The 22,964-nt window shown below is 71.8% G+C and carries 20 protein-coding genes; 17 read left to right on the top strand and 3 right to left on the bottom strand.

Annotated features, from left to right (window positions below):
- Nucleotides 1-700, top strand: a 700-nt coding sequence (locus IH45_RS0129035) for a polysaccharide deacetylase family protein (protein ID WP_030674931.1), incomplete at its 5' end; no start/stop codon positions are given.
- Complete coding sequence (locus tag IH45_RS0129030; RefSeq protein WP_030674928.1) at nucleotides 700-1,905, top strand: YncE family protein; 1,206 nt, start codon at nucleotides 700-702, stop codon at nucleotides 1,903-1,905. The genes IH45_RS0129035 and IH45_RS0129030, both read left to right, overlap by 1 nt.
- A 58-nt stretch (nucleotides 1,906-1,963) precedes the next feature.
- Here the strand turns inward: IH45_RS0129030 and IH45_RS0129025 are convergent, their stop codons facing one another.
- Together IH45_RS0129025 and IH45_RS0129020 are read right to left on the bottom strand one after the other, a co-directional pair.
- Nucleotides 1,964-3,634: a hypothetical protein gene (locus IH45_RS0129025; protein WP_030674923.1), complete on the bottom strand. Its 1,671-nt coding sequence runs from the start codon at nucleotides 3,632-3,634 to the stop codon at nucleotides 1,964-1,966.
- 130 nt (nucleotides 3,635-3,764) lie between these two features.
- The gene (locus IH45_RS0129020; protein WP_030674920.1) at nucleotides 3,765-5,960 is read right to left on the bottom strand and encodes an elongation factor G-like protein EF-G2; all 2,196 of its coding nucleotides are present in this window, start codon (nucleotides 5,958-5,960) and stop codon (nucleotides 3,765-3,767) included.
- A 321-nt stretch (nucleotides 5,961-6,281) separates the two neighbouring features.
- On the opposite strand from IH45_RS0129020, the gene pgsA reads away from it, so the two are divergent.
- From pgsA to IH45_RS0129005, 3 genes are read left to right on the top strand one after another with little or no spacing between them, the layout of a single operon-like run.
- On the top strand, nucleotides 6,282-6,938 hold the full coding sequence (pgsA, locus tag IH45_RS0129015; RefSeq protein ID WP_003984818.1) for a phosphatidylinositol phosphate synthase: 657 nt from the start codon (nucleotides 6,282-6,284) through the stop codon (nucleotides 6,936-6,938).
- Nucleotides 6,935-7,900, top strand: coding sequence for a phosphatidylinositol mannoside acyltransferase (locus IH45_RS0129010; RefSeq protein ID WP_030674918.1), 966 nt, complete (start codon nucleotides 6,935-6,937; stop codon nucleotides 7,898-7,900). Before pgsA ends, IH45_RS0129010 begins: the two co-directional genes overlap by 4 nt.
- Nucleotides 7,897-9,057 carry a glycosyltransferase family 4 protein gene (locus tag IH45_RS0129005; protein WP_030674915.1) on the top strand — a complete coding sequence of 387 codons (1,161 nt, stop codon included), beginning with the start codon at nucleotides 7,897-7,899 and terminating at the stop codon, nucleotides 9,055-9,057. Before IH45_RS0129010 ends, IH45_RS0129005 begins: the two co-directional genes overlap by 4 nt.
- A gap of 224 nt (nucleotides 9,058-9,281) precedes the next feature.
- Here IH45_RS0129005 and IH45_RS0129000 read toward each other — a convergent pair whose 3' ends face one another.
- Entirely contained in the window at nucleotides 9,282-9,995 is a 714-nt protein-coding gene (locus IH45_RS0129000; RefSeq protein ID WP_063763066.1) for a VC0807 family protein, read from the bottom strand.
- Between the two features lie 184 nt (nucleotides 9,996-10,179).
- Here IH45_RS0129000 and IH45_RS0128995 point away from each other — a divergent pair, with 184 nt between their 5' ends.
- The 12 genes from IH45_RS0128995 to IH45_RS0128940 all read left to right on the top strand — a co-directional run bounded on the left by IH45_RS0128995 (nucleotide 10,180) and on the right by IH45_RS0128940 (nucleotide 22,959).
- Complete coding sequence (locus tag IH45_RS0128995; protein WP_030674908.1) at nucleotides 10,180-10,725, top strand: membrane protein; 546 nt, start codon at nucleotides 10,180-10,182, stop codon at nucleotides 10,723-10,725.
- A gap of 131 nt (nucleotides 10,726-10,856) precedes the next feature.
- A complete protein-coding gene (gene pdxS / locus IH45_RS0128990; RefSeq protein WP_030674906.1) occupies nucleotides 10,857-11,786 on the top strand; it encodes a pyridoxal 5'-phosphate synthase lyase subunit PdxS in 930 nt (309 codons plus the stop codon).
- 46 nt (nucleotides 11,787-11,832) lie between these two features.
- Nucleotides 11,833-12,420 carry a pyridoxal 5'-phosphate synthase glutaminase subunit PdxT gene (gene pdxT, locus IH45_RS0128985; RefSeq protein WP_030674905.1) on the top strand — a complete coding sequence of 196 codons (588 nt, stop codon included), beginning with the start codon at nucleotides 11,833-11,835 and terminating at the stop codon, nucleotides 12,418-12,420.
- A 111-nt stretch (nucleotides 12,421-12,531) separates the two neighbouring features.
- Complete coding sequence (locus IH45_RS0128980) at nucleotides 12,532-13,284, top strand: YebC/PmpR family DNA-binding transcriptional regulator (RefSeq protein WP_030674903.1); 753 nt, start codon at nucleotides 12,532-12,534, stop codon at nucleotides 13,282-13,284.
- Nucleotides 13,285-13,440: 156 nt separating this feature from the next.
- On the top strand, nucleotides 13,441-14,064 hold the full coding sequence (gene ruvC, locus IH45_RS0128975) for a crossover junction endodeoxyribonuclease RuvC (protein WP_030674900.1): 624 nt from the start codon (nucleotides 13,441-13,443) through the stop codon (nucleotides 14,062-14,064).
- Complete coding sequence (ruvA, locus tag IH45_RS0128970) at nucleotides 14,061-14,681, top strand: Holliday junction branch migration protein RuvA (protein ID WP_030674897.1); 621 nt, start codon at nucleotides 14,061-14,063, stop codon at nucleotides 14,679-14,681. Before ruvC ends, ruvA begins: the two co-directional genes overlap by 4 nt.
- 169 nt (nucleotides 14,682-14,850) lie before the next feature.
- Nucleotides 14,851-15,879: a Holliday junction branch migration DNA helicase RuvB gene (ruvB, locus tag IH45_RS0128965; protein ID WP_050515265.1), complete on the top strand. Its 1,029-nt coding sequence runs from the start codon at nucleotides 14,851-14,853 to the stop codon at nucleotides 15,877-15,879.
- 162 nt (nucleotides 15,880-16,041) lie between these two features.
- Entirely contained in the window at nucleotides 16,042-16,599 is a 558-nt protein-coding gene (gene yajC / locus IH45_RS0128960; protein ID WP_030674891.1) for a preprotein translocase subunit YajC, read from the top strand.
- Between the two features lie 150 nt (nucleotides 16,600-16,749).
- Nucleotides 16,750-18,537 (top strand): protein translocase subunit SecD, encoded by a 1,788-nt coding sequence (secD, locus tag IH45_RS0128955; RefSeq protein WP_030674888.1) that lies wholly within the window; start codon nucleotides 16,750-16,752, stop codon nucleotides 18,535-18,537.
- 1 nt (nucleotide 18,538) lies between these two features.
- Complete coding sequence (gene secF, locus IH45_RS0128950; RefSeq protein WP_030674885.1) at nucleotides 18,539-19,687, top strand: protein translocase subunit SecF; 1,149 nt, start codon at nucleotides 18,539-18,541, stop codon at nucleotides 19,685-19,687.
- A complete protein-coding gene (locus IH45_RS0128945) occupies nucleotides 19,684-20,232 on the top strand; it encodes an adenine phosphoribosyltransferase (RefSeq protein ID WP_030674881.1) in 549 nt (182 codons plus the stop codon). Before secF ends, IH45_RS0128945 begins: the two co-directional genes overlap by 4 nt.
- 219 nt (nucleotides 20,233-20,451) lie before the next feature.
- On the top strand, nucleotides 20,452-22,959 hold the full coding sequence (locus IH45_RS0128940; RefSeq protein WP_030674878.1) for a RelA/SpoT family protein: 2,508 nt from the start codon (nucleotides 20,452-20,454) through the stop codon (nucleotides 22,957-22,959).
- Nucleotides 22,960-22,964 lie beyond the last annotated feature (5 nt).

Raw genomic sequence — 22,964 nt, 5'->3', positions numbered from 1 at the left:
GGCCTCCGGCTCCCCGTCGCCGGGCGGCACCGGCCCGCCGGCCCCGGGGGCGCGCCCCTCGGGTCCGGGCGCCGCCCGGCCGCCGACCCGCGCCCCCGGCCTGCCCGTACAGATCCAGCACGGCCCGCCGCGCGGCAGCGCGGTCGCCCTCACCTTCCACGGCCAGGGCGACCCGAAGACGGCCACCGCGCTGCTCGGCGAGGCCGAGCGGGCCGGCGCCCGGGTGACCGTACTGGCCGTCGGCAGCTGGCTCGACGAGCAGCCCGCGATGGCCCGCCGCATCCTCGACGGCGGCCACGAGCTGGGCAACCACACCCTGCGCCACCTCGACATCTGCGCCCTGCCGGCGGACGCCGCGTACGCCGAGATCACCGGCTGTGCACAGCGGCTGCGCGCGCTGACCGGCACGATCGGCAGCTGGTTCCGGCCCTCCCGCGCGCAGTACGCCACCGAGCTGGTGATCCGGCTGGCCCGCCGGGCCGGATACCCGCACGTCCTCTCCTACGACGTCGACTCCCTCGACGCGGACGACCCGGGCGCTCCCGCCGTCCGGCGCACCGTACTGGACCGGACCCGTGCCGGATCCATCGTGAGCCTCCACCTCGGGCACCCCGGCACGGTTGCCGCGCTGCCCCCGATCCTCGACGGCCTGCACCGGCGCGGACTGCGCGCGGTGACGACAACGGAGCTTGTGACCTGATGGCTGACCGCACCCGTATCCAAGACCCGAAGCGTGTACGCGGCGGCCGCCGGGCCGCGCTGCTGGCCGTCGCCTGCGCACTGGCGGCGGCGGGGTGTGGTGACGGCGGGACGAAGGCCGCCCGCCACAGCCCCGGCGCCTCGGCCCCGGCCTCGCCCGCGAAGGCCGCCCGGCCCCTGCTGCCGGGCATGCCGCCGCTGCTGGACGAGCACGACCTGTACGCGGCGGACCGCCCCGGCAAACTGGCGCCGCAGGTCAAGGACTTCCCCTCGCGGGTGTACGTGCCGAACACCGGCTCCGACACGGTGAGCGTCATCGACCCCAAGACGTACAAGGTCATCGAGACCATCCCGGTGGGCGTGCAGCCGCAGCACGTCGTCCCGTCGTGGGACATGAAGACGCTGTGGGTGAACAACAACCGCGGCCACGACCTGACGCCGATCGACCCGGCGACCGGCCGGTCCGGCGGGGCGGTGGACGTGCACGACCCTTACAACCTCTACTTCACGCCGAACGGCAAGTACGCGGTCGTGATGGCCTCCATGGACAAGGAGCTGGTCTTCCGCGACCCGAAGACCATGGAGGTGCGCAAGACCGTCCCGGTGACCTGCGCGGGCGTCAACCACGCGGACTTCTCGGCGGACGGCAAGTACTTCATCGTCTCCTGCGAGTTCTCCGCCGAGCTGCTGAAGGTCGACACCGAGAAGATGAAGGTCATCGGGCAGCAGAAACTGCCGTTCCGGGGCGCGATGCCGCAGGACGTGAAGATCTCGCCGGACGGGCGGACCTGGTACGTCGCGGACATGATGGCCGACGGCATGTGGGTGCTGAACGGCGACACATTCGAACAGCCCCGGCTGATGCCGACCGGCAAGGGCGCCCACGGGCTCTACGTCAGCCGCGACTCCAGGACGATGTACATCTCCAACCGCGGCGAGGGCTCGGTGTCCCTGCTCGACTTCAAGAGCGGCAAGCTCGTGGACAAGTGGCACATCCCCGGCGGCGGCAGCCCCGACATGGGCGGCGTCTCCGCCGACGGCAAGGTGCTCTGGCTCTCCGGCCGCTACAACTCCGAGGTCTACGCGATGGACACCCGGACGGGGAAGACGCTGGCCAAGATCCCGGTGGGGGAGGGGCCGCACGGACTGGCGGTCTATCCGCAGCCGGGGCGGTATTCACTGGGGCACACGGGGATCTTCCGGTAGGCGGTGCCGCGGGTGGCGGGCCCGGCCGAAGTCGCCGGCCGCCCGCCGCGACCGGCGGCTACGCGTGGTACTCGTCCGCCTTCTTCGGCTCCGCCGCCTGCACCTGACCGCTCAGCACCAGCGAACGGCTGTCGAAGCGCGCGATGTCCACGCCGTTCTCCTTGAGCACGCCCAGCGCGGCGGAGTGCACCACGCGCAGTACCGGCGTCGCGGCGCGCAGCGCGTCGTCGGCCATGAAGCGGTGCCGCCAGGGCTTGTCGGCCCAGGCGTGCCGCAGGCCGAACGGCTCCGGCAGGGTCAGCTTCCCGCCCAGGAACTCCAGGAAGCCGGGGAACCAGGTCAGCGGGGCGCGGGCGGCGAGGCGCACCACCTCGCTCGCGTTGACCAGCGGCAGGTTCACGGACTTGGTCTCCCAGAACTTGACCGTCTTGGAGACGCTCTTGGTCTTCGGCGAGGGCTTGGAGGTGAACAGCGGGTTGACCGGGCCGAGGGCGTGCCCGGTGACCTCGACGCGCAGCGTCTCGTGCAGCACGGTGACGGTGATCAGCAGCGTTATCACCAGCTGGCCGTCCCACAGCACGAACTGCACACCGAGGTAGTGCCGGCTGCCGGCGCCGAACTGCTGCTCGTTGCAGATCCGCTCTATCTCGTGGCCGCGGACCTGGAACGCCTCCACCTCCGTGCCCGAGGGGCGGGAGACCGAACCGGCCTTCTCGCCGACCGGCACCACGATCCAGTGGCGTACGGAAGGGGCGTCCTTGAAGCCGCCGGTGTGCAGCGGGCTGCGCTCCAGCAGGCGCAGCCGGTCGTGGATGGCGCGGATGACATCGTAGCTGCGGAACGGGTTGATCTCGCCGCCCTCGTCGACGGGCCGCAGTTCCTCGGCCATCTGCCAGCTGCCCCAGCGGGTGCCCATGCCGAGTATGCCGTTGGGGCCCGCGTAGAAGGCGACGTTGCTCTGCTGCTCGGCGGTGAGCTTGGCCAGGTTCTGGCGCATCTGCTCGGCGGCGGTCTCGTTCGGGTCGCGGGGCACCGCCTCGGGGATCTTGGCGCCCACGCCGCCGCCTTCGAGCAGGCCCTTCCAGGCGTCCCGCAGGTCCCGCGCGGTGGCCTCGCTGATCCGCTTCGCCCACCACCAGCCGATCACCGGCACCACGACCATGGCCCGCAGATACACCGACCAGAAGCCGGTGAACGGCAGCTTGACCAGGAACAGCACGGCGAGCCCGGCCATCGCGATCATCAGCGCCACGCCGAGCGCCGAGGTGCCGGTGCCCTGCGCCCTGGCGAGCAGCTTCTTGAGCTGGAAGGCGCCCAGCCACAGCAGCACGCCGGGCAGGAAGAGCAGCCCGAAGACCAGCATGATGACGGTCAGTTTGACGTCCCGGATCTTGCGGATGCGGCTGGCCGCCAGGCAGTGCTCGACGACCGTCTGCGGTTCGATGCCGAAGGACTGGATGAGCGCGCCGCGGGCCCCGCCGAGCATCCGCAGTTGCAGCGCGCGGGAGAACGCCTCACCCAAGTTCGGCTCGAAAAGGGAGAGTTTGGGCGGCTTGATCGTCGACTTCGCGGTGTCGGAGTCCGCCTTCGCGATGTCGGCGAGCGGATTGTCCCGGTACGCCGCCGAGGCCAGCGCCTGGGTGGCCGCGGTCTGCCCGGCACCGCCGGACAGCGGGACCTGTGCCCCGGGACTGAAGTCGAAGCCGTCTGCTGCCACTGCCGCCCCCATCGCCCGCACGCATCCGCTGCTGCGGCCTTCTTCCCAACTACCGCCGATCGCACACCTTCTGAGCTGCGATCACAGCCTACCGGCCGACGGCCGCCCGGGAAGTGCCGAGGGGCCGACGGCCGGCCAGGCCTCACGAGCCGTCGTCCTCCTGCTCCCGCAGCCGCGCGGCGAGCTGCGGCGGCATCGGCTCGTGCCGCGCGTAGGACCGGTGGAAGCGCCCGGTGCCGTGCGAGAGGGAGCGCAGGTCCACGGCGTACCGGCTGATCTCGATCTCCGGCACCTCGGCCCGTACGAGGGTGCGGCCGTGCCCGGCCTGCTCGGTGCCCACCACCCGGCCGCGCCGCCCGGACAGATCGCTCATCGCCGCGCCGACGTACTCGTCCGCCACCAGGACGGTCACCTCGGCCACCGGCTCCAGCAGGTGGATACGGGCGTCCGAGGCGGCCTCGCGCAGCGCCAGGGCGCCCGCCGTCTGGAACGCGGCGTCCGAGGAGTCGACCGAGTGGGCCTTGCCGTCCAGCAGCGTGACCCGGACGTCGACCAGCGGATACCCGGCCGCCACCCCGCGCGCCGCCTGGGCCCGTACGCCCTTCTCGACGGACGGGATGAACTGCCGGGGCACCGCGCCGCCCACCACCTTGTCCACGAACTCGATGCCACTGCCGCCGGGCAGTGGCTCCACCTCGATCTCGCAGATCGCGTACTGGCCGTGCCCGCCGGACTGCTTCACGTGCCGCCCCCGGCCCGCCGCCTTGTCGCCGAAGGTCTCGCGGAGCGGGACCTTGTACGGCACGGTGTCGACCTGTACGCCGTAGCGCGACCGCAGCCGCTCCAGCGCCACGTCCACATGGGCCTCGCCCAGGCACCACAGCACGACCTGATGGGTGCCCTGGTTGTGCTCCAGGCGCATCGTCGGGTCCTCGGCGACCAGGCGGGACAGGCCCTGCGACAGCTTGTCCTCGTCCGCCTTGCTGTGCGCCTGGATGGCCACCGGCAGCAGCGGGTCCGGCATGGACCACGGCTCCATCAGCAGCGGCGCGTCCTTGTCGGAGAGCGTGTCGCCGGTCTCCGCGCGGGTCAGCTTCGCCACACAGGCCAGGTCACCGGCGATCGCCCTGGTCAGCGAGCGCTGGGCCTTGCCGAACGGGGCGGACAGCGCGCCGATCCGCTCGTCCACGTCGTGGTCCTCGTGGCCCCGGTCCGTGAGGCCGTGCCCGGACACGTGCACCGTCTCGTCCGGGCGCAGGGTGCCGGAGAAGACCCGTACCAGCGAGAGCCTGCCGACGTACGGGTCGGAGGAGGTCTTGACCACCTCGGCGACCAGCGGGCCGGCCGGGTCGCAGGTCAGCGCGGGGCGCGGCTTGCCGTCGGGGGTGGTGACGGCGGGGGCCTCACGCTCGGCGGGGGTGGGGAAGCCGCGGGCGATCAGGTCGAGCAGCTCGATGGTTCCCAGCCCCTGCCGGGCGCCCTCGGCGGCCGGCGCCGCGGCGAGCACGGGGTGGAAGGTCCCGCGCGCGACCGCCGTCTCCAGATCCCCGACGAGCGTCTTCAGGTCGATGTCCTCGCCCGCCAGATAGCGGTCCATCAGGGACTCGTCCTCGCTCTCGGCGATGATGCCCTCGATGAGCCGGTTGCGGGCCTCCTCGATCAGCGGCAGCTCGTCGGCCTCCGGCGCGCGCTCGATACGTTCGCCGGAGGAGTAGTCGAAGACCCGCTGGGTGAGCAGGCCGATCAGTCCGTGCACGGGGGCGTGGCCGTCGGCGCCCGCCGTGCCGTACAGCGGCAGGTACAGGGGGAGCACGGCGTCCGGGTCGTCGCCGCCCAGCGTGCTGCCGCACAGCCGGGTCATCTGGTCGAAGTCCGCGCGGGCCGCTTCCAGGTGGGTGACGACCAGCGCGCGCGGCATGCCCACCGCGGCGCACTCGTCCCAGACCATACGGGTCGCGCCGTCCACCCCGTCCGCCGCCGAGACGACGAAGAGGGCCGCGTCCGCTGCCCGCAGACCGGCCCTCAATTCCCCGACGAAGTCGGCATACCCGGGGGTGTCCAGCAAATTGATCCGGATGCCGCCCCAGTCCACCGGGACCAGGGACAGCTGTACCGACCGCTGCTGCCGGTGTTCGATCTCGTCGTAGTCCGACAGGCAGCCGCCGTCCTCGACCCGGCCCGCCCGGTTGACCGCGCCGGTCGCCAGCGCCAGCGCCTCCACCAGCGTCGTCTTCCCCGCACCACTGTGGCCGACCAGCACCACATTCCTCAGGGACGTGGGCTGGTCGGCCGATGTCGCCCTGCCGGCGGCTCCTGGATGTGTCCTCTTCTCGCCCATGTGTCTCGCCTCCCGGTCGACACTTTGCGGTGGTTCGAGCTTTCCACCCTGGTCATGGCACGTCCATACATCGCACAAGGGACGATCAGGGATCTTGCGGGACGCGCCGTACGGCGCGCCCGCGGCGGTGCGACCGTCCGCGCCCCGCGGTGTGACGCCCCGCACCCCGGCGGCGCGACGGCCGCCGCGGCGCCGTCCTGGCCGGTCACCGGCAGTGCCCCGGGCCGTGGTGCGTTCGCGGTACGCGGGTGCCGCCTGGCTACGATGGGCCAGCCGGTGGCCCCTTGACCGCGCGGCCCGTATCGACCTTTCGGGAAGGCCATGCTGAACACGTACGCGCGTGCATTCTTCACGCGTGTCCTCACGCCATTCGCCGCCCTGCTCATCCGCCTCGGGGTCAGCCCGGACGCGGTCACCCTCGTCGGCACGGGGGGTGTGGTGGCGGGGGCCCTGGTCTTCTTCCCGCTCGGCGAGTTCTTCTGGGGCACCATCGTCATCACGCTCTTCGTCTTCTCCGACCTGGTGGACGGCAACATGGCGCGGCAGCTGGGCCGCTCCAGCCGCTGGGGGGCCTTCCTCGACTCCACCCTCGACCGGGTCGCCGACTCGGCGATCTTCGGCGGGCTGGCGCTCTGGTACGCGGGGGCCGGCGACAGCCTGTGGCTCTGCGCGGTGGCGATCTTCTGCCTGGCCAGCGGGCAGGTGGTCTCGTACACCAAGGCCCGGGGCGAGAGCATCGGACTGCCGGTGAACGTCAACGGACTCGTGGAGCGGGCCGAGCGGCTCGTCATCACGCTGGTCGCGGCCGGCCTCGCCGGGCTGCACGCCTTCGGGGTGCCCGGCGTGCAGTACCTGCTGCCGGTCGCGCTGTGGGTGGTGGCCGTCGGCAGCGCGGTCACCCTCGCCCAGCGCGTGGTGACCGTACGCCGGGAGTCCGCCGAGGCCGACGCCATCGCACAAGGGGGGAACAGCGCGTGAAGCGCCCGACCATCGACCGTGAGCAGCTGACCGACCGGGCGTACGCCCTGGGCTGGAGCGCGGTGAAGAGACTGCCCGAACCGGCCGCCAACGCACTGGGCCGGCGGATCGCCGACGCGGTGTGGAAGCGGCGCGGCAAGGGCGTGCTGCGCCTGGAGGCGAACCTCGCGCGGGTGGTGCCGGACGCCACGCCGCAGCGGCTCGCCCAGCTGTCCCGGGCCGGGATGCGCTCCTACCTGCGCTACTGGCTGGAATCCTTCCGGCTGCCGGTCTGGAGCAAGGAGCGGATAAGGAACGGCTTCGCCCCGGCGGACGTGCACCACCTGGAGGAGGGGCTCAAGAGCGGCCGCGGCGTGATCCTCGCCCTGCCGCACATGGGCAACTACGACATCGCCGGCGCCTGGGTCACCACCAAGCTGGGCGTGCCCTTCACCACCGTCGCCGAACGCCTCAAGCCCGAGTCGCTCTACGACCGGTTCGTCGCCTACCGCGAGGGCCTGGGCATGGAGGTGCTGCCGCACACCGGCGGCGCCGCGTTCGGCACCCTCGCCCGGCGGCTGCGGGCGGGCGGCCTGGTCTGCCTGGTCGCCGACCGGGACCTGTCCGCCTCCGGCATCGAGGTGAAGTTCTTCGGCGAGGCGGCGAAGATGCCGGCCGGGCCCGCGATGCTCGCGGTGCAGACCGGGGCGATGCTGCTGCCGGTCACCCTGTGGTACGACGGGAGCCCCGTCCTGCAGGGGCGGGTGCACCCGGAGATCGAGGTGCCGCAGACCGGTACCCGGGCGGAGAAGGCCGCCGCCATGACGCAGGGGATGGCCGACGCGTTCGCCTCCGGCATCGCCGATCATCCGGAGGACTGGCATATGCTGCAGCGGTTGTGGCTCGGTGACCTGGAGCCGCGCCGGCCCGCCCCGGCCCCCGCCGCGTCCCCCGCCGACGCCCTGCGAACGGAGCAGCCTTGAGGATCGGGATCGTCTGCCCGTATTCGTGGGACGTCCCCGGCGGCGTCCAGTTCCATGTGCGGGACCTGGCCGAGCACCTGATCCGGCTGGGGCACGAGGTGTCCGTACTCGCCCCGGCGGACGACGAGACACCGCTGCCGCCGTACGTGGTCTCCGCCGGACGTGCCGTACCCGTGCGGTACAACGGCTCGGTCGCCCGGCTCAACTTCGGCTTCCTGTCGGCCGCCCGGGTCCGCCGCTGGCTGCACGACGGCGCCTTCGACGTCATCCACATCCACGAACCCGGCACGCCGTCGGTCGGACTGCTCGCCTGCTGGGCGGCGCAGGGCCCGATCGTGGCCACCTTCCACACCTCCAACCCGCGCTCCCGGGTCATGATCGCGGCGTATCCGATCCTGCAGCCCGCGCTGGAGAAGATCAGCGCGCGGATCGCGGTGAGCGAGTACGCCCGGCGCACCCTGGTCGAACACCTCGGCGGCGACGCGGTGGTCATCCCCAACGGCGTGGACGTGGACTTCTTCGCCCGGGCCGAGCCGCGGGAGGAGTGGCAGGGCCGCACCATCGGCTTCATAGGGCGCATCGACGAGCCCCGCAAGGGCCTGCCCGTCCTGATGCGGGCGCTGCCGGGGATCCTCGCCGCGGTGCCGGACGCGCGGCTGCTGGTCGCGGGCCGCGGCGACGAGGAGGAGGCCGTCGCGGAACTGCCCGCCGAGCTGCGCTCGCGGGTGGAGTTCCTCGGCATGGTCAGCGACGAGGACAAGGCGCGGCTGCTGCGCAGCGTGGACCTGTACGTCGCGCCCAACACCGGCGGCGAGTCGTTCGGCATCATCCTCGTCGAGGCGATGTCGGCGGGGGCGCCGGTGCTGGCCAGTGACCTCGACGCGTTCGCGCAGGTGCTGGATCAGGGGGAGGCGGGCGAGCTGTTCGCCAACGAGGACGCGGAGGCGCTGGCCGCCGCGGCGGTGCGGCTCCTCGGCGATCCGGCGCGGCTGGCCGAACTGCGCGAGCGCGGCAGCCGTCACGTGCGGCGGTTCGACTGGTCCACTGTCGGTGCCGACATCCTCGCGGTGTACGAGACGGTTGCCGCGGGGGCGGCGGCGGTGGCTACGGATGAGCGGACGGGGCTGCGGGGGCGGTGGGGGGCGGCTCGGGAGTAGGTGGGGTGCCTGGCCCGCGCTTCGCGCGGATGCGCATTTGCTTGGTCGTGGGGCGGGGGCGCGCAGAAGGCCAACTCCTCGTTGCCGGGGACGCGACCTTGTGTTCATTCGCGGCCGGGGCCTCGGTCGCCTGCGGGGATGGCCCCCTACACGCCCCCGTCGGTTGGGCGAGTGCGGGCCGGTGGGGGAGGTTGAAGGAAGCCTGGTGCGCGCCCACCAGGTGGTCAGGTCCGCGTGAGCGTGGGTGCCACGGGCGTGTCCTGGGGCTTGGGTGGTGCTGTCGTGCTGCGAGTACCCAGCAGGGACATCCCGTACCGGGCGCGGAAGCGGCGGGCGCGGCGGAGTGTGATCAGTACGGTGGCGCCCAGTACGACCACTGTCTGGCAGCGGCCGATCAAGGGGACCACGTCCACGGGGAGTGTCAGGGCCGTGATGGTGCTCACGGCCGCGTCGAAGAGCTGGCCGCCGCCCCATATCGCGGTGAGTTTGCGTAGTTCTCGGCGTAGGGCGGGGGTTGTCTGCCACAGGTGGTCGCGTTCGGCCGCCGCTGCTTCGCCTCCGAGTCGGATGCCGAAGTGGTAGGCGAACGGGCGCCGGGCCAGCAGTGAGCCGGCTATCCACGCGCCCAGGGCCAGCGACATGCCCACGTCCTTGAGCAGGAGTACGCGTGGGCTGCCGCTGATCAGTGAGGTGGCGGCGGAGACGGCGAGCAGGCCGGCGACGAACAGGTCGATGCTGTCCGCCCGGCGGCGGGCGGCCAGGGACCAGGCCACCCGCAGGGCCGGGACCGCGCTGCTGAGCAGGAGCGCCAGCCACTGTTCGGCGCCGCGTGCCCGCAGGATGTAGAAGAGCGCGAGGGGCAGTACGGCGTTGATGGTGACGGAGCGGGTCAGCGGGCCCCAGGGGCCGCGGCCGCGGTGCCGTTCGGGCTGTGACACGGGACGGCCTCCTGTTCGGTGTGGGAGGGAATCGGGCTTGCCCTGTACGGAAAACGCTAGGGACGGGGGCCGTCGGGCGGATCGGAGTACGGGTGGGTTCCCGGGGACGCCGCCTCCACCCGTACGTCCAGCACCGGCGTCCACCCACGGGTTGACCGCGGGTGGGCCGGTACTGTGACCCGGCGTGACCACTTTGATCTGGATCGCGGCCGCCCTCGTCGTCATCGGCGTCTATCTGAGCTGGACCGCGGGGCGGCTGGACCGTCTGCACGCCCGCATCGACGCGGCCCGCGCGGCGCTGGACGCGCAGCTGCTGCGCCGGGCCTCGGTGGCCCAGGAACTGGGGACGTCGGGCCTCCTCGACCCGGCCGCGTCGATCGTGCTCTACGAGGCGGCCCACGAGGCGCGGCAGGCGGCCGAGGAGCAGCGGGAGGTCGCCGAGAGCGGGCTGAGCCAGGCGCTGCGCGCGGTCTTCGACGACGAGGGGCAGCTGGAGGCCGTACGGGAGGCGCCCGGCGGTGAGCAGACGGTCACTGAGCTGACGGCGGCGGTGCGCCGCGTGCCGATGGCGCGGCGGTTCCACAACGACTCCGTGCGGGCGGCCCGCGCCGTACGCCGGCACCGGGTGGTGCGCTGGTTCCGTCTCGCGGGCCACGCGCCGTTCCCGATGGCGTTCGAGATGGATGACGAGCCGCCGGCCGGTTTCGGGGACCGTTCGGGAGGCCGTTGATCTGGGGGCCTGGTTCCGGCGCCCGCGGGCCGCACGAGCCACCGCCTGGTAATTGGCCCTTTTCAGTGGCCCGGGGCAAACGGTTTTGTGGGCGGCGGAGTACATCCGCCTGCATCGAGTGAGGTCATACCGTGTCCACCACGCCCAACGCCACGCCCGCCACCGCTCCCGCCGGTACGCCCGAGACCGGAACCGCCCGAGTCAAGCGCGGCATGGCCGAGCAGCTCAAGGGCGGCGTGATCATGGATGTCGTCACGCCGGAAGAGGCGAAGATCGCCGAGGACGCCGGCGCCGTCGCGGTCATGGCCCTGGAGCGGGTCCCCGCGGACATCCGCAAGGACGGCGGCGTGGCCCGCATGTCCGACCCGGACATGATCGACGGGATCATCGACGCGGTGTCCATCCCCGTCATGGCCAAGTCCCGCATCGGCCACTTCGTGGAGGCCCAGGTCCTGCAGTCGCTCGGTGTCGACTACATCGACGAGTCCGAGGTCCTCACCCCGGCCGACGAGGTCAACCACTCCGACAAGTGGGCCTTCACCACGCCGTTCGTCTGCGGCGCCACCAACCTGGGCGAGGCCCTGCGCCGGATCGCCGAGGGCGCCGCCATGATCCGCTCCAAGGGCGAGGCCGGCACCGGCAACGTCGTCGAGGCGGTGCGCCACCTGCGCCAGATCAAGGGCGAGATCGCCAAGCTGCGCGGCTGTGACAACAACGAGCTGTACGCCGCCGCCAAGGAGCTGCGCGCCCCGTTCGAGCTGGTCAAGGAGGTCGCCGAGCTGGGCAAGCTGCCGGTCGTGCTGTTCTCCGCGGGCGGTGTGGCCACCCCGGCCGACGCCGCGCTGATGCGCCAGCTCGGCGCCGAGGGCGTCTTCGTGGGCTCCGGCATCTTCAAGTCCGGCGACCCGGCCAAGCGCGCCGCCGCCATCGTCAAGGCCACCACCTTCTACGACGACCCGAAGGTCGTCGCGGACGTCTCCCGCAACCTGGGCGAGGCCATGGTCGGCATCAACTGCGACACCCTCCCCGAGGCGGAGCGCTACGCCAACCGCGGCTGGTGAACGGGCCCGGACACGAGGCGACGGCGAGCGGGAGAGCGACGGACGGATGAGTAACCCCACCATCGGCGTGCTGGCCCTCCAGGGCGACGTGCGCGAGCACCTGACGGCGCTGGCCACCGCGGACGCCCTGGCCCGGCCGGTGCGCCGGCCCGAGGAACTGGACGAGGCCGACGGCCTGGTCATACCGGGCGGCGAGTCGACGACCATGTCGAAGCTGGCGGTCGTCTTCGGCATGCTGGAGCCGCTGCGCGCGTTCGTACGCTCCGGGAAGCCGGTCTACGGCACCTGCGCGGGCATGATCATGCTGGCGGACAAGCTGCTGGACGGGCGCGCGGACCAGGAGACCCTGGGCGGCATCGACATGATCGTGCGCCGTAACGCGTTCGGACGGCAGAACGAGTCCTTCGAGGCGGCCGTCGAGATGGCCGGCGTCGAGGGCGGACCGGTCGAGGGCGTCTTCATCCGGGCGCCCTGGGTGGAGTCGACGGGCGCCGCCGTCGAGGTACTGGCCACGTACGACGGGCACACGGTGGCGGTCCGGCAGGGTAACGTCCTCGCCACGTCCTTCCACCCGGAACTCACCGGCGACCACCGGGTGCACGCGTCCTTCGTGGACATGGTGCGCCGGGCCTGACGGTCCCGCCGGGCCGGGGCCGCCGCCCTCGTGTGTGCGGCGGCCCGATCCCGTCCCGGTAGGATCTGTGGCGTTCGTTTCTCAATCTGGTTACGCGAAGGAGACAGGCGGATGTCCGGCCACTCTAAATGGGCTACGACGAAGCACAAGAAGGCCGTGATCGACGCCAAGCGCGGCAAGCTCTTCGCGAAGCTGATCAAGAACATCGAGGTCGCGGCCCGCATGGGCGGCGTCGACCTGGACGGTAACCCGACGCTCTACGACGCCGTCCAGAAGGCGAAGAAGCAGTCGGTCCCGAACAAGAACATCGACTCGGCGATCAAGCGCGGCGGCGGCCTGGAGGCCGGCGGTGCCGAGTACGAGACGATCATGTACGAGGGTTACGGCCCCAACGGTGTCGCGGTGCTCATCGAGTGCCTTACCGACAACCGCAACCGTGCCGCCTCGGACGTCCGCGTGGCCATGACCCGCAACGGCGGCTCGATGGCCGACCCGGGCTCGGTGTCGTACCTGTTCAACCGCAAGGGCGTGGTGATCGTCCCCAAGGGCGAGCTGACCGAGGACGACGTGCTGGGCGCGGTCCTGGACGCCGGCGCCGAGGAGGTCAACGACCTCGGTGAGTCCTTCGAGGTGCTCAGCGAGGCCACCGACGTGGTCGCGGTCCGCACCGCGCTCCAGAAGGAGGGCATCGACTACGACTCGGCCGACACCAACTTCGTGCCGACCATGCAGGTCGAGCTGGACGAAGAGGGCGCGCGCAAGATCTTCAAGCTGATCGACGCGCTGGAGGACAGCGACGACGTGCAGAACGTCTTCGCCAACTTCGACGTCTCGGACGAGGTCATGGCCAAGGTCGACGCCTGACGGGCGGACGGCCGCGCACGTGCCGGCGGGCCGGCGGGGACACACCCCGCCGGCCCGTTCTGCGTTGTCAGTGGCAGCCGATACTGTGCTGATCAGGGGTTACCCGGCCCCGCGTCGAACAGCTGGTGCACAAGGCAGAAGTGGGGGAGCGGGCCGATGAAGGTGCTGGGGGTGGACCCGGGGCTGACCCGCTGCGGCGTCGGCGTGGTCGACGGCGTCGCGGGCCGTCCGCTGACGATGGCCGGCGTCGGCGTCGTACGGACGCCCGCCGACGCCGACATCGCGCACCGCCTGGTGCTCATCGAGGGCGGCATAGAGACCTGGCTGGACGAGCACCGGCCCGACTGCGTCGCCGTCGAGCGCGTCTTCAGCCAGCACAACGTCCGTACGGTCATGGGCACCGCCCAGGCCAGCGCCGTCGCGATGCTGTGCGCCGCGCGCCGCGGACTGCCCGTCGCGCTGCACACCCCCAGCGAGGTCAAGGCCGCCGTGACGGGGTCGGGCCGCGCCGACAAGGCGCAGGTCGGCGCGATGGTCACCCGGCTCCTCCGGCTGGACGCGCCGCCCAAGCCGGCCGACGCGGCGGACGCGCTCGCGCTGGCCATCTGCCACATCTGGCGCGCCCCCGCCGTCAATCGCCTCCAGCAGGCCCACGCGGCCAACCGCCTCCAGCAGGCCCAGGCCGCCGCCCGGGCCCGCCCGGCGCCCGCCGCCACCCGACGCATCCCCGCACGCGCTCCCGGACTCCGGTCCGAAGCACCCCAGAAGGGCACCCGATGATCGCCTTCCTCTCCGGCCCGGTCGCGGCCCTGGCCCCGGACACCGCCGTCGTGGAGGTCGGCGGCATCGGCATGGCCGTGCAGTGCACCCCGGGCACCCTGTCCGGCCTGCGCGTCGGCCAGCAGGCCAAACTGGCCACCTCCCTCGTCGTACGGGAAGACTCCCTCACCCTGTACGGCTTCGCCGACGACGACGAGCGCCAGACGTTCGAACTCCTCCAGACCGCCAGCGGAGTGGGCCCGCGCCTGGCGCAGGCCATGCTCGCCGTGCACTCCCCGGACACGCTGCGGCTCGCCGTCGCCAACGGCGACGAGAAGACGCTCACGGCCGTGCCCGGCATCGGCAAGAAGGGCGCCCAGAAGCTGCTGCTGGAGCTGAAGGACCGGCTCGGCGCACCCGTCGGCACGGGCGCCGCGGGCGTCGGCAGCGCCGTGACGGCCGGGTGGGGCGATCAGCTGCACGCCGCGCTGATCGGCCTCGGGTACGCCACCCGTGAAGCCGACGAGGCGGTGGCCGCCGTCGCGCCGCAGGCCGAGGCGGCGCTCGCCGAGGGCGCGGCACCGCAGGTGTCGCAGCTGCTCAAGGCGGCCCTCCAGTCGCTGAACCGGGCCCGGTGAGCCCGGTGCGAGCCCGGGCCGACGCCGTCGGCCACCCCCGTAAGAACCGCGACGCGCAGCCGGCCGACCGAGCCGGTACGACCACGTGAGGCAGGACGCAGTGAACTGGGACGAGCCCACCGAGACCGCGGCCGGCCCGCTCCAGGGCGGTACGGACGAGCGCGACCGGCTGGTGGGGCCCGACGCGGACGGCGAGGACACCGCGGTCGAGGCCGCCCTGCGCCCCAAGGACCTGGCGGAGTTCGTGGGCCAGGAGCGGGTGCGCGAACAGCTCGACCTGGTCCTGCGCGCGGCCCGCGCCCGCGGCGCCACCGCCGACCATGTGCTGCTCTCCGGCGCCCCCGGCCTCGGCAAGACCACCCTCTCCATGATCATCGCCGCCGAGATGGGCGCCCCGATCCGCATCACCTCGGGCCCCGCCATCCAGCACGCCGGCGACCTCGCCGCGATCCTGTCCTCCCTCCAGGAGGGCGAGGTGCTCTTCCTCGACGAGATCCACCGGATGTCCCGGCCCGCCGAGGAAATGCTCTACATGGCCATGGAGGACTTCCGCGTCGACGTGATCGTCGGCAAGGGCCCCGGAGCCACCGCCATCCCCCTGGAGCTGCCGCCCTTCACCCTGGTCGGCGCCACCACCCGGGCCGGTCTGCTGCCCCCGCCGCTGCGCGACCGCTTCGGCTTCACCGCCCACATGGAGTTCTACGCCCCCGGCGAACTGGAACGCGTCATCCACCGCTCCGCCGGACTCCTCGACGTCCACATAGAGGCGGACGGCGCCGCGGAGATCGCCGGCCGCTCCCGCGGCACCCCCCGTATCGCCAACCGTCTGCTGCGCCGCGTGCGCGACTACGCCCAGGTCAAGGCGGACGGCGTGGTCACCCGCGAGACCGCCGCCCAGGCCCTGGACGTCTACGAGGTCGACGTCCGCGGCCTGGACCGCCTGGACCGTGCGGTGCTGACCGCGCTGCTCAAGCTGTTCGGCGGCGGCCCGGTGGGCCTGTCCACCCTGGCGGTCGCGGTGGGGGAGGAGCGGGAGACGGTCGAGGAGGTGGCCGAGCCCTTCCTCGTACGGGAGGGCCTGCTCGCCCGTACGCCCCGGGGCCGCATCGCCACCCCCGCCGCGTGGGCCCACCTGGGTCTGACCCCGCCACACCAGCAGGCGGGGGGCGCCGGGCAGCAGGGCCTCTTCGGGGCGTGACGGCGCGGGGACTCGCCGGGTCAGGAACCGCGGTGCCATGCTGGGCGTTGTTCCACTGGTGCGGACTCGCTTAGACTCCGCCGATGCCGACCGTATGGTCCGGCATTCCCACCCCCGTATATCAGACCGCCGCGCCGCGGTCGTGCGAAGGATTTCCGTCCCGTGAGTATCGTGACTCTCCTCCCCTTCATCGTCCTCATCGGGGCCATGTTCCTGATGACCCGGTCCGCCAAGAAGAAGCAGCAGCAGGCGGCCCAGATGCGCGACGAGATGCAGCCCGGCACCGGCGTCCGGACGATTGGGGGCATGTACGCCACCGTCAAGGAGATCCACGACGACACCGTCCTCCTGGAGGTGGCCCCGGGCGTGCACGCCCTCTACGCCAAGAACGCCGTCGGCGCGGTCCTCGCGGACGAGGAGTACAACCGCATCCTCGACGGTGCCGAGGGCAAGGACCACCCGGTCGTTCCGGACGACGCCTCCTCGCTGACCGAGGGCGCCACCTCCGCCTCCGCCACCACCTCCGACGACAAGCCCGCGAACCTGGACAAGTCGCCGAAGGCCGACCTCTCCAAGTCCGAGCCCGCCGCCGACGCGAAGGACGTCGAGGACGTCAAGGACGCGAAGGACGCCGGCAAGGCCGAGGACGCCGACGAGGCCGGCACCGGCACGCAGGCGGGCAAGGCCGACAAGAAGGACGGCGGCGCCGACGCGAAGTAGCCACGCGCCGACGGAACCGCGGCGCGCCGTCCGAGCGGTGCACCGCGGTTCCCGGACGGTCTAGGCTCCGGCGGGGGCACGTCCCCACTACACTTCGTGGCCGCCCGGCACGGCACCGTGCCGGGCGGTTGGACAGGGAGATACGAGAAGGTGGCAGCACCGAAAAAGGGCCGCAGGTCTCCTGGGGGTCAGGGAAGGCCGGGGCGCACCCTGGTCCTGATCATGATCGCCATGGTGGCGCTGATCGCGGGGATGTTCATCTCCGGCACCTCGACGCCCCGGCTGGGCATCGACCTCGCCGGCGGTACGAGCTTCACGCTGCAGGCGCGCAACATGCCGGGCAAGCCCAACGCGATCAACGAGACCAACATGAAGACCGCCGCGGGCATCATGGAGCGGCGGGTCAACGGTCTCGGCGTGTCCGAGGCCGAGGTCCAGACCCAGGGCACCAACCACATCGTCGTCAACATCCCCAAGGGGACGGACGCGAAACAGGCCCGCCAGCAGGTCGGTACCACCGCTCAGCTCGGCTTCCGGCCGGTGCTGACCACCACCGCCGGTACGAAGACGCCGTCGGCCACCCCGACCCCCAGCCCTTCCGCGAGCAGCGGCAAGAAGGACGACGGGAAGAAGGGCGACGACAAGAAGGACGGCGACAAGGCGGACGGGAAGCCCTCCGCGACGCCGTCCGCGAGCAACACCACCCAGGGCCGCGCCGTGACCAGCGCCCTCAAGAAGGGCCCGTCCGACCCGCCCAGCGTCTCCGGCAGCCCCTCGGCCAAGCCGAGCGGCTCCCCGTCGCCGCAGCCCTCCACGGGCGCCGACGAGATCCCGGCCGCGCTGCAGAAGCAGCTCGCCGACCTGGACTGCTCCACCGACAAGCTGCGCTCGCAGGCCGGTGAGAAGGCCGCCAACACCAAGCCCACCGATCCGGTCGTGGCCTGCAAGGACGACGGCTCGCAGAAGTACGTGCTGGGCCCGGTCGGCGTGGAGGGCACCGACGTCAAGGACGCCTCCGCGGTCTTCGACAGCCAGGGCGGCCAGGGCTGGATCGTCCAGATGGACTTCACCGGCGCCGGCGGCAAGAAGTTCGCCGACATCACCGGCAAGCTGGCCGCCAAGGCCCAGCCGCAGAACCAGTTCGCCATCGTGCTGGACGGCGCGGTCGTCTCCGACCCGCGGGTCAGCCAGCAGCTCAACGGCGGCAGCGCCACCATCTCCGGCGGCTTCACCCAGCAGACCGCCGAGGACCTGGCGAACATGCTGTCCTACGGTGCCCTGCCGCTCTCCTTCAAGATCGCCGACGAGACCACGGTCACCGCGGCGCTCGGCGGCGAGCAGCTCCAGGCGGGCCTGATCGCGGGCGCCATCGGCCTGGCGCTGGTCGTCATCTACCTGGTCGCCTACTACCGCGGGCTGGCGCTGGTCGCGCTGGCGAGCCTCGGGGTCTCCGCGGTCCTGACGTACGCGATCATGACGTTGCTGGGCCCGGCCATCGGCTTCGCGTTGAACCTGCCGGCCGTCTGCGGCGCCATCGTCGCCATCGGCATCACGGCCGACTCCTTCATCGTCTACTTCGAACGCATCCGGGACGAGATCCGCGAGGGCCGCACGCTGCGTCCGGCCGTCGAACGCGGCTGGCCGCGGGCCCGGCGCACCATCCTGGTCTCCGACTTCGTGTCGTTCCTGGCCGCGTTCGTGCTGTTCATCGTCACCGTCGGCAAGGTGAAGGGCTTCGCGTTCACGCTGGGCCTGACCACTCTGCTGGATGTCGTCGTGGTCTTCTTCTTCACCAAGCCGCTGATGACGCTGCTGGCCCGGCGGAAGTTCTTCGCGAGCGGCCACCCCTGGTCCGGGCTGGACCCCAAGCGCCTGGGCGCCAAGCCGCCGCTGCGCCGCCGTCGCACCACCGCCCCCACCGAGACGAAGGAGGCGTGAGATGTCGAAGCTCGGCAACATCGGCGCCCGGCTCTACCGCGGTGAGGTCGGTTACGACTTCATCGGCAAGCGGAAGATCTGGTACGGCATCTCGATCCTGATCACCATCACGGCCATCGTGGGCCTGGCGGTGCGCGGCCTGAACATGGGCATCGAGTTCTCCGGCGGCGCGGTCTTCACCACGCCGAAGACGAGCGTGTCCTCCTCCGAGGCGGAGCACAGGGCCGAGGCCGCGGCCGAGGGCCACCAGGCCGTCGTGCAGAAGCTCGGCGGCGGCGGCCTGCGCATCCAGATCAGCGAGCTGGACACCGAGCAGTCGGTGCCGGTGCAGGAGGCCCTGGCCAAGGACCTGAACGTCCCGGTCAAGGACATCAACACCCAGCTGGTCGGCCCCAGCTGGGGTGAGGAGATCGCCAACAAGGCCTGGATGGGCCTGGGGATCTTCATGATCCTCGTGGTGATCTACCTGGCCATCGCCTTCGAGTGGAGAATGGCGCTGGCGGCCCTGATCGCGCTGATCCACGACCTGACGATCACCGTCGGCGTGTACGCGCTGGTCGGCTTCGAGGTCACCCCGGGCACCGTCATCGGTCTGCTGACCATCCTCGGTTACTCGCTCTACGACACCGTCGTGGTCTTCGACAGCCTCAAGGAAGCGTCCAGGGACGCCACCAAGCAGACCCGCTTCACCTACAGCGAGCTGGCCAACCGCAGCATCAACTCGACCCTGGTGCGCTCCATCAACACCACGGTCGTGGCGCTGCTGCCGGTCGCCGGTCTGCTCTTCGTGGGCGGCGGTCTGCTCGGCGCCGGGATGCTCAACGACATCTCGCTCGCCCTGTTCGTCGGCCTGGCGGCCGGCGCGTACTCCTCGATCTTCATCGCGACCCCGCTGGTCGCCGACCTCAAGGAGCGCGACCCCGCCATGAAGGCGCTGGCCAAGCGGGTGCGCGCGAAGCGTGCCGCGGCCGCCGCCAAGGCCGACGCGCCGGAGCGCCGGGAGGACGCCGCGGCGGACGCCGTGGACGAGGACGCGCCGCAGGACGCGGACGGCGCCGAGGACGCGGCCGCGGCCGGCATGGTCGGCCAGCGCAACCAGCCCGCGGCCCGCAACCGCGGCCGCGGCCGCCCGTCGGGCAAGCGCCGGTGAGCGCCCCCGAGGGCCTGCGGGAGCTGCTGCTCAGCCGTATCGCCGACGTCCCCGACTATCCGAAGCCCGGCGTGGTCTTCAAGGACATCACGCCGCTGCTCGCCGACCCGGCCGCCTTCGGCGCGCTGACCGACGCGTTCGCCGCGCTGTGCGAGCAGTACGCGGCCGACAAGGTCGTCGGCCTGGAGGCGCGCGGGTTCATCCTGGCCGCTCCGGTGGCCGTACGGGCCGGCATCGGCTTCGTGCCCGTACGCAAGGCGGGCAAGCTGCCCGGGACGACGCTCCGGCAGGCGTACGACCTGGAGTACGGCACGGCCGAGATCGAGATGCACGCCGACGCCCTGAAGCCGGGCGACCGGGTGCTGGTCATCGACGACGTGCTGGCCACCGGCGGGACGGCCGAGGCGTCGCTGGAGCTGATCCGGCGGGCCGGGGCCGAGGTCGCGGGTGTCGCGGTGCTGCTGGAGCTCGGTTTCCTGGCCGGGCGGCAGCGGCTGGAGGCGGGCCTGAAGGGCGCTCCGACGGAGGCGCTGATCACGGTCTGAGGGGTTCCGGCCGGGCCGTACGGCAGGTGAGCGCACCGCCGCCGTCCGACCGCGAATTCCGCAAAAAGCGAGCAAAAGGGCATCCGGAACAAACCCGGGTGCCCTTTTGCTGTCATGTGCGGACCCGGCGGCCGCGGAAGAGCCCGGGCGCCGGGGTCGATACCATGGCAGCCCGACCCGTTCGTGGTCTTGTGGTCCGGACCCTCTTGAGGAGTGCTCTTGCCAGACGAGGCCCAGCCGCTTTCTCCCGGACTCCGCCCGGGGGCGTCGCAGCCCGCCCACCCGGACCGGCCCGGCCCCGCGGACGCGGCCGCCTCGGGAACGCAGAAGGCGCACCAGCCGAGCGACGGCACCGGTGTGCCCAGGTCCCAGCCGCCCGCCGTCCGGCCCGCCGCGTCGCCCGTACCGGCCAAGCCCACCCCGCCCGTCTACACCGGCCGTTCGGGCTCCTCGAACCGGGTACGGGCCCGCCTGGCCCGCCTCGGCGTGCAGCGGCAGAGCCCGTACAACCCCGTGCTCGAACCGCTGCTGCGGATCGTGCGCAGCAACGACCCGAAGATCGAGGCCGCCACCCTGCGGCAGGTCGAGCGCGCCTACCAGGTCGCCGAGCGCTGGCACCGCGGCCAGAAGCGCAAGAGCGGCGACCCGTACATCACCCACCCCCTCGCGGTCACCACGATCCTCGCCGAGCTGGGCATGGATCCGGCCACCCTCATGGCGGGCCTGCTGCACGACACCGTCGAGGACACCGAGTACGGCCTGGACACCCTGCGCCGCGACTTCGGCGACCAGGTCGCGCTGCTGGTGGACGGCGTCACCAAGCTGGACAAGGTCAAGTTCGGCGAGGCCGCGCAGGCCGAGACCGTGCGCAAGATGGTCGTGGCGATGGCCAAGGACCCGCGGGTCCTGGTGATCAAGCTGGCCGACCGGCTGCACAACATGCGCACGATGCGCTACCTCAAGCGCGAGAAGCAGGAGAAGAAGGCCCGCGAGACGCTGGAGATCTACGCTCCGCTGGCGCACCGCCTGGGCATGAACACCATCAAGTGGGAGCTGGAGGACCTCGCCTTCGCGATCCTCTACCCCAAGATGTACGACGAGATCGTGCGGCTCGTCGCCGAGCGCGCCCCCAAGCGGGACGAGTACCTGGCCATAGTGACCGACGAGGTCCAGGCCGACCTGCGCGCGGCGCGCATCAAGGCCACCGTCACCGGCCGGCCCAAGCACTACTACAGCGTCTACCAGAAGATGATTGTGCGGGGCCGCGACTTCGCCGAGATCTACGACCTGGTGGGCATCCGCGTCCTCGTCGACACCGTCCGCGACTGCTACGCGGCGCTCGGCACCGTCCACGCCCGGTGGAACCCGGTCCCGGGGCGGTTCAAGGACTACATCGCGATGCCCAAGTTCAACATGTACCAGTCGCTGCACACGACCGTGATCGGTCCCAGCGGCAAGCCGGTCGAGCTGCAGATCCGTACGTTCGACATGCACCGGCGCGCGGAGTACGGCATCGCCGCGCACTGGAAGTACAAGCAGGAGGCCGTCGCCGGGGCGTCCAAGGTGCGGACCGACGTACCGAAGAACAAGGACGATGCCGTCAACGACATGGCGTGGCTGCGCCAGCTGCTGGACTGGCAGAAGGAGACCGAGGACCCGGGCGAGTTCCTGGAGTCGCTGCGCTTCGACCTGTCCCGCAACGAGGTCTTCGTCTTCACGCCGAAGGGTGACGTGATAGCGCTGCCCGCCGGTGCCACCCCCGTGGACTTCGCCTACGCGGTGCACACCGAGGTCGGCCACCGGACCATAGGCGCACGGGTCAACGGGCGGCTCGTACCGCTCGAATCGACCCTGGACAACGGCGACCTGGTGGAGGTCTTCACCTCCAAGGCGCCCGGCGCGGGACCGTCCCGCGACTGGCTGGGCTTCGTGAAGTCGCCGCGCGCCCGCAACAAGATCCGCGCCTGGTTCTCCAAGGAGCGCCGGGACGAGGCCATCGAGCAGGGCAAGGACGCCATCGCCCGCGCGATGCGCAAGCAGAACCTGCCGATCCAGCGCATCCTCACCGGCGACTCGCTGGTCACCCTCGCCCACGAGATGCGCTACCCGGACATCTCGTCCCTGTACGCCGCCATCGGCGAGGGCCACGTCACGGCGCAGAGCGTCGTACAGAAGCTGGTCCAGGCGCTCGGCGGACAGGACGAGGCGACCGAGGACATCGCCGAGTCCACCCCGATCCGGCCGCGCTCCAAGCGGCGCTCCAGCGCCGACCCGGGCGTGGTGGTCAAGGGCGTCGAGGACGTGTGGGTGAAGCTGGCCCGCTGCTGTACGCCGGTGCCGGGCGACCCGATCATCGGCTTCGTCACCCGCGGCAACGGCGTCTCGGTGCACCGCGCCGACTGCGTCAACGTCGACTCGCTGTCCAAGCAGCCGGAGCGCATCCTGGACGTCGAGTGGGCGCCCACCCAGTCCTCGGTGTTCCTGGTCGCCATCCAGGTCGAGGCACTGGACCGCTCCCGCCTGCTGTCGGACGTCACCCGCATCCTCTCCGACCAGCACGTCAACATCCTGTCCGCGGCCGTCCAGACCTCCCGCGACCGGGTGGCCACCTCCCGCTTCACCTTCGAGATGGGCGACCCGAAGCATCTGGGGCACGTGCTGAAGGCGGTGCGGAGTGTGGAGGGCGTGTACGACGTGTACCGGGTGACGTCGGCGCGCAGGCCGTAGCGATC

The organism is Streptomyces rimosus subsp. rimosus, from assembly GCF_000720725.1.
Classification (GTDB): Bacteria; Actinomycetota; Actinomycetes; order Streptomycetales; family Streptomycetaceae; genus Streptomyces; species Streptomyces rimosus_A.
Note: the sequence above shows the minus strand (reverse complement) of the source record. Positions and strands in the feature narration are given on the sequence as shown.

What these genes read in the sequence shown, in the direction of transcription:
- ruvC (WP_030674900.1), top strand. Translation starts at nt 13,441, where the DNA reads ATGAAGGTGCTGGGGGTGGACCCGGGGCTGACCCGCTGCGGCGTCGGC.
- IH45_RS0128980 (WP_030674903.1), top strand. Translation starts at nt 12,532, where the DNA reads ATGTCCGGCCACTCTAAATGGGCTACGACGAAGCACAAGAAGGCCGTG.
- IH45_RS0129025 (WP_030674923.1), bottom strand. Translation starts at nt 3,634, where the DNA reads ATGGGGGCGGCAGTGGCAGCAGACGGCTTCGACTTCAGTCCCGGGGCA.
- pgsA (WP_003984818.1), top strand. Translation starts at nt 6,282, where the DNA reads ATGCTGAACACGTACGCGCGTGCATTCTTCACGCGTGTCCTCACGCCA.
- secF (WP_030674885.1), top strand. Translation starts at nt 18,539, where the DNA reads ATGTCGAAGCTCGGCAACATCGGCGCCCGGCTCTACCGCGGTGAGGTC.
- IH45_RS0129030 (WP_030674928.1), top strand. Translation starts at nt 700, where the DNA reads ATGGCTGACCGCACCCGTATCCAAGACCCGAAGCGTGTACGCGGCGGC.
- ruvA (WP_030674897.1), top strand. Translation starts at nt 14,061, where the DNA reads ATGATCGCCTTCCTCTCCGGCCCGGTCGCGGCCCTGGCCCCGGACACC.
- IH45_RS0129020 (WP_030674920.1), bottom strand. Translation starts at nt 5,960, where the DNA reads ATGGGCGAGAAGAGGACACATCCAGGAGCCGCCGGCAGGGCGACATCG.
- pdxT (WP_030674905.1), top strand. Translation starts at nt 11,833, where the DNA reads ATGAGTAACCCCACCATCGGCGTGCTGGCCCTCCAGGGCGACGTGCGC.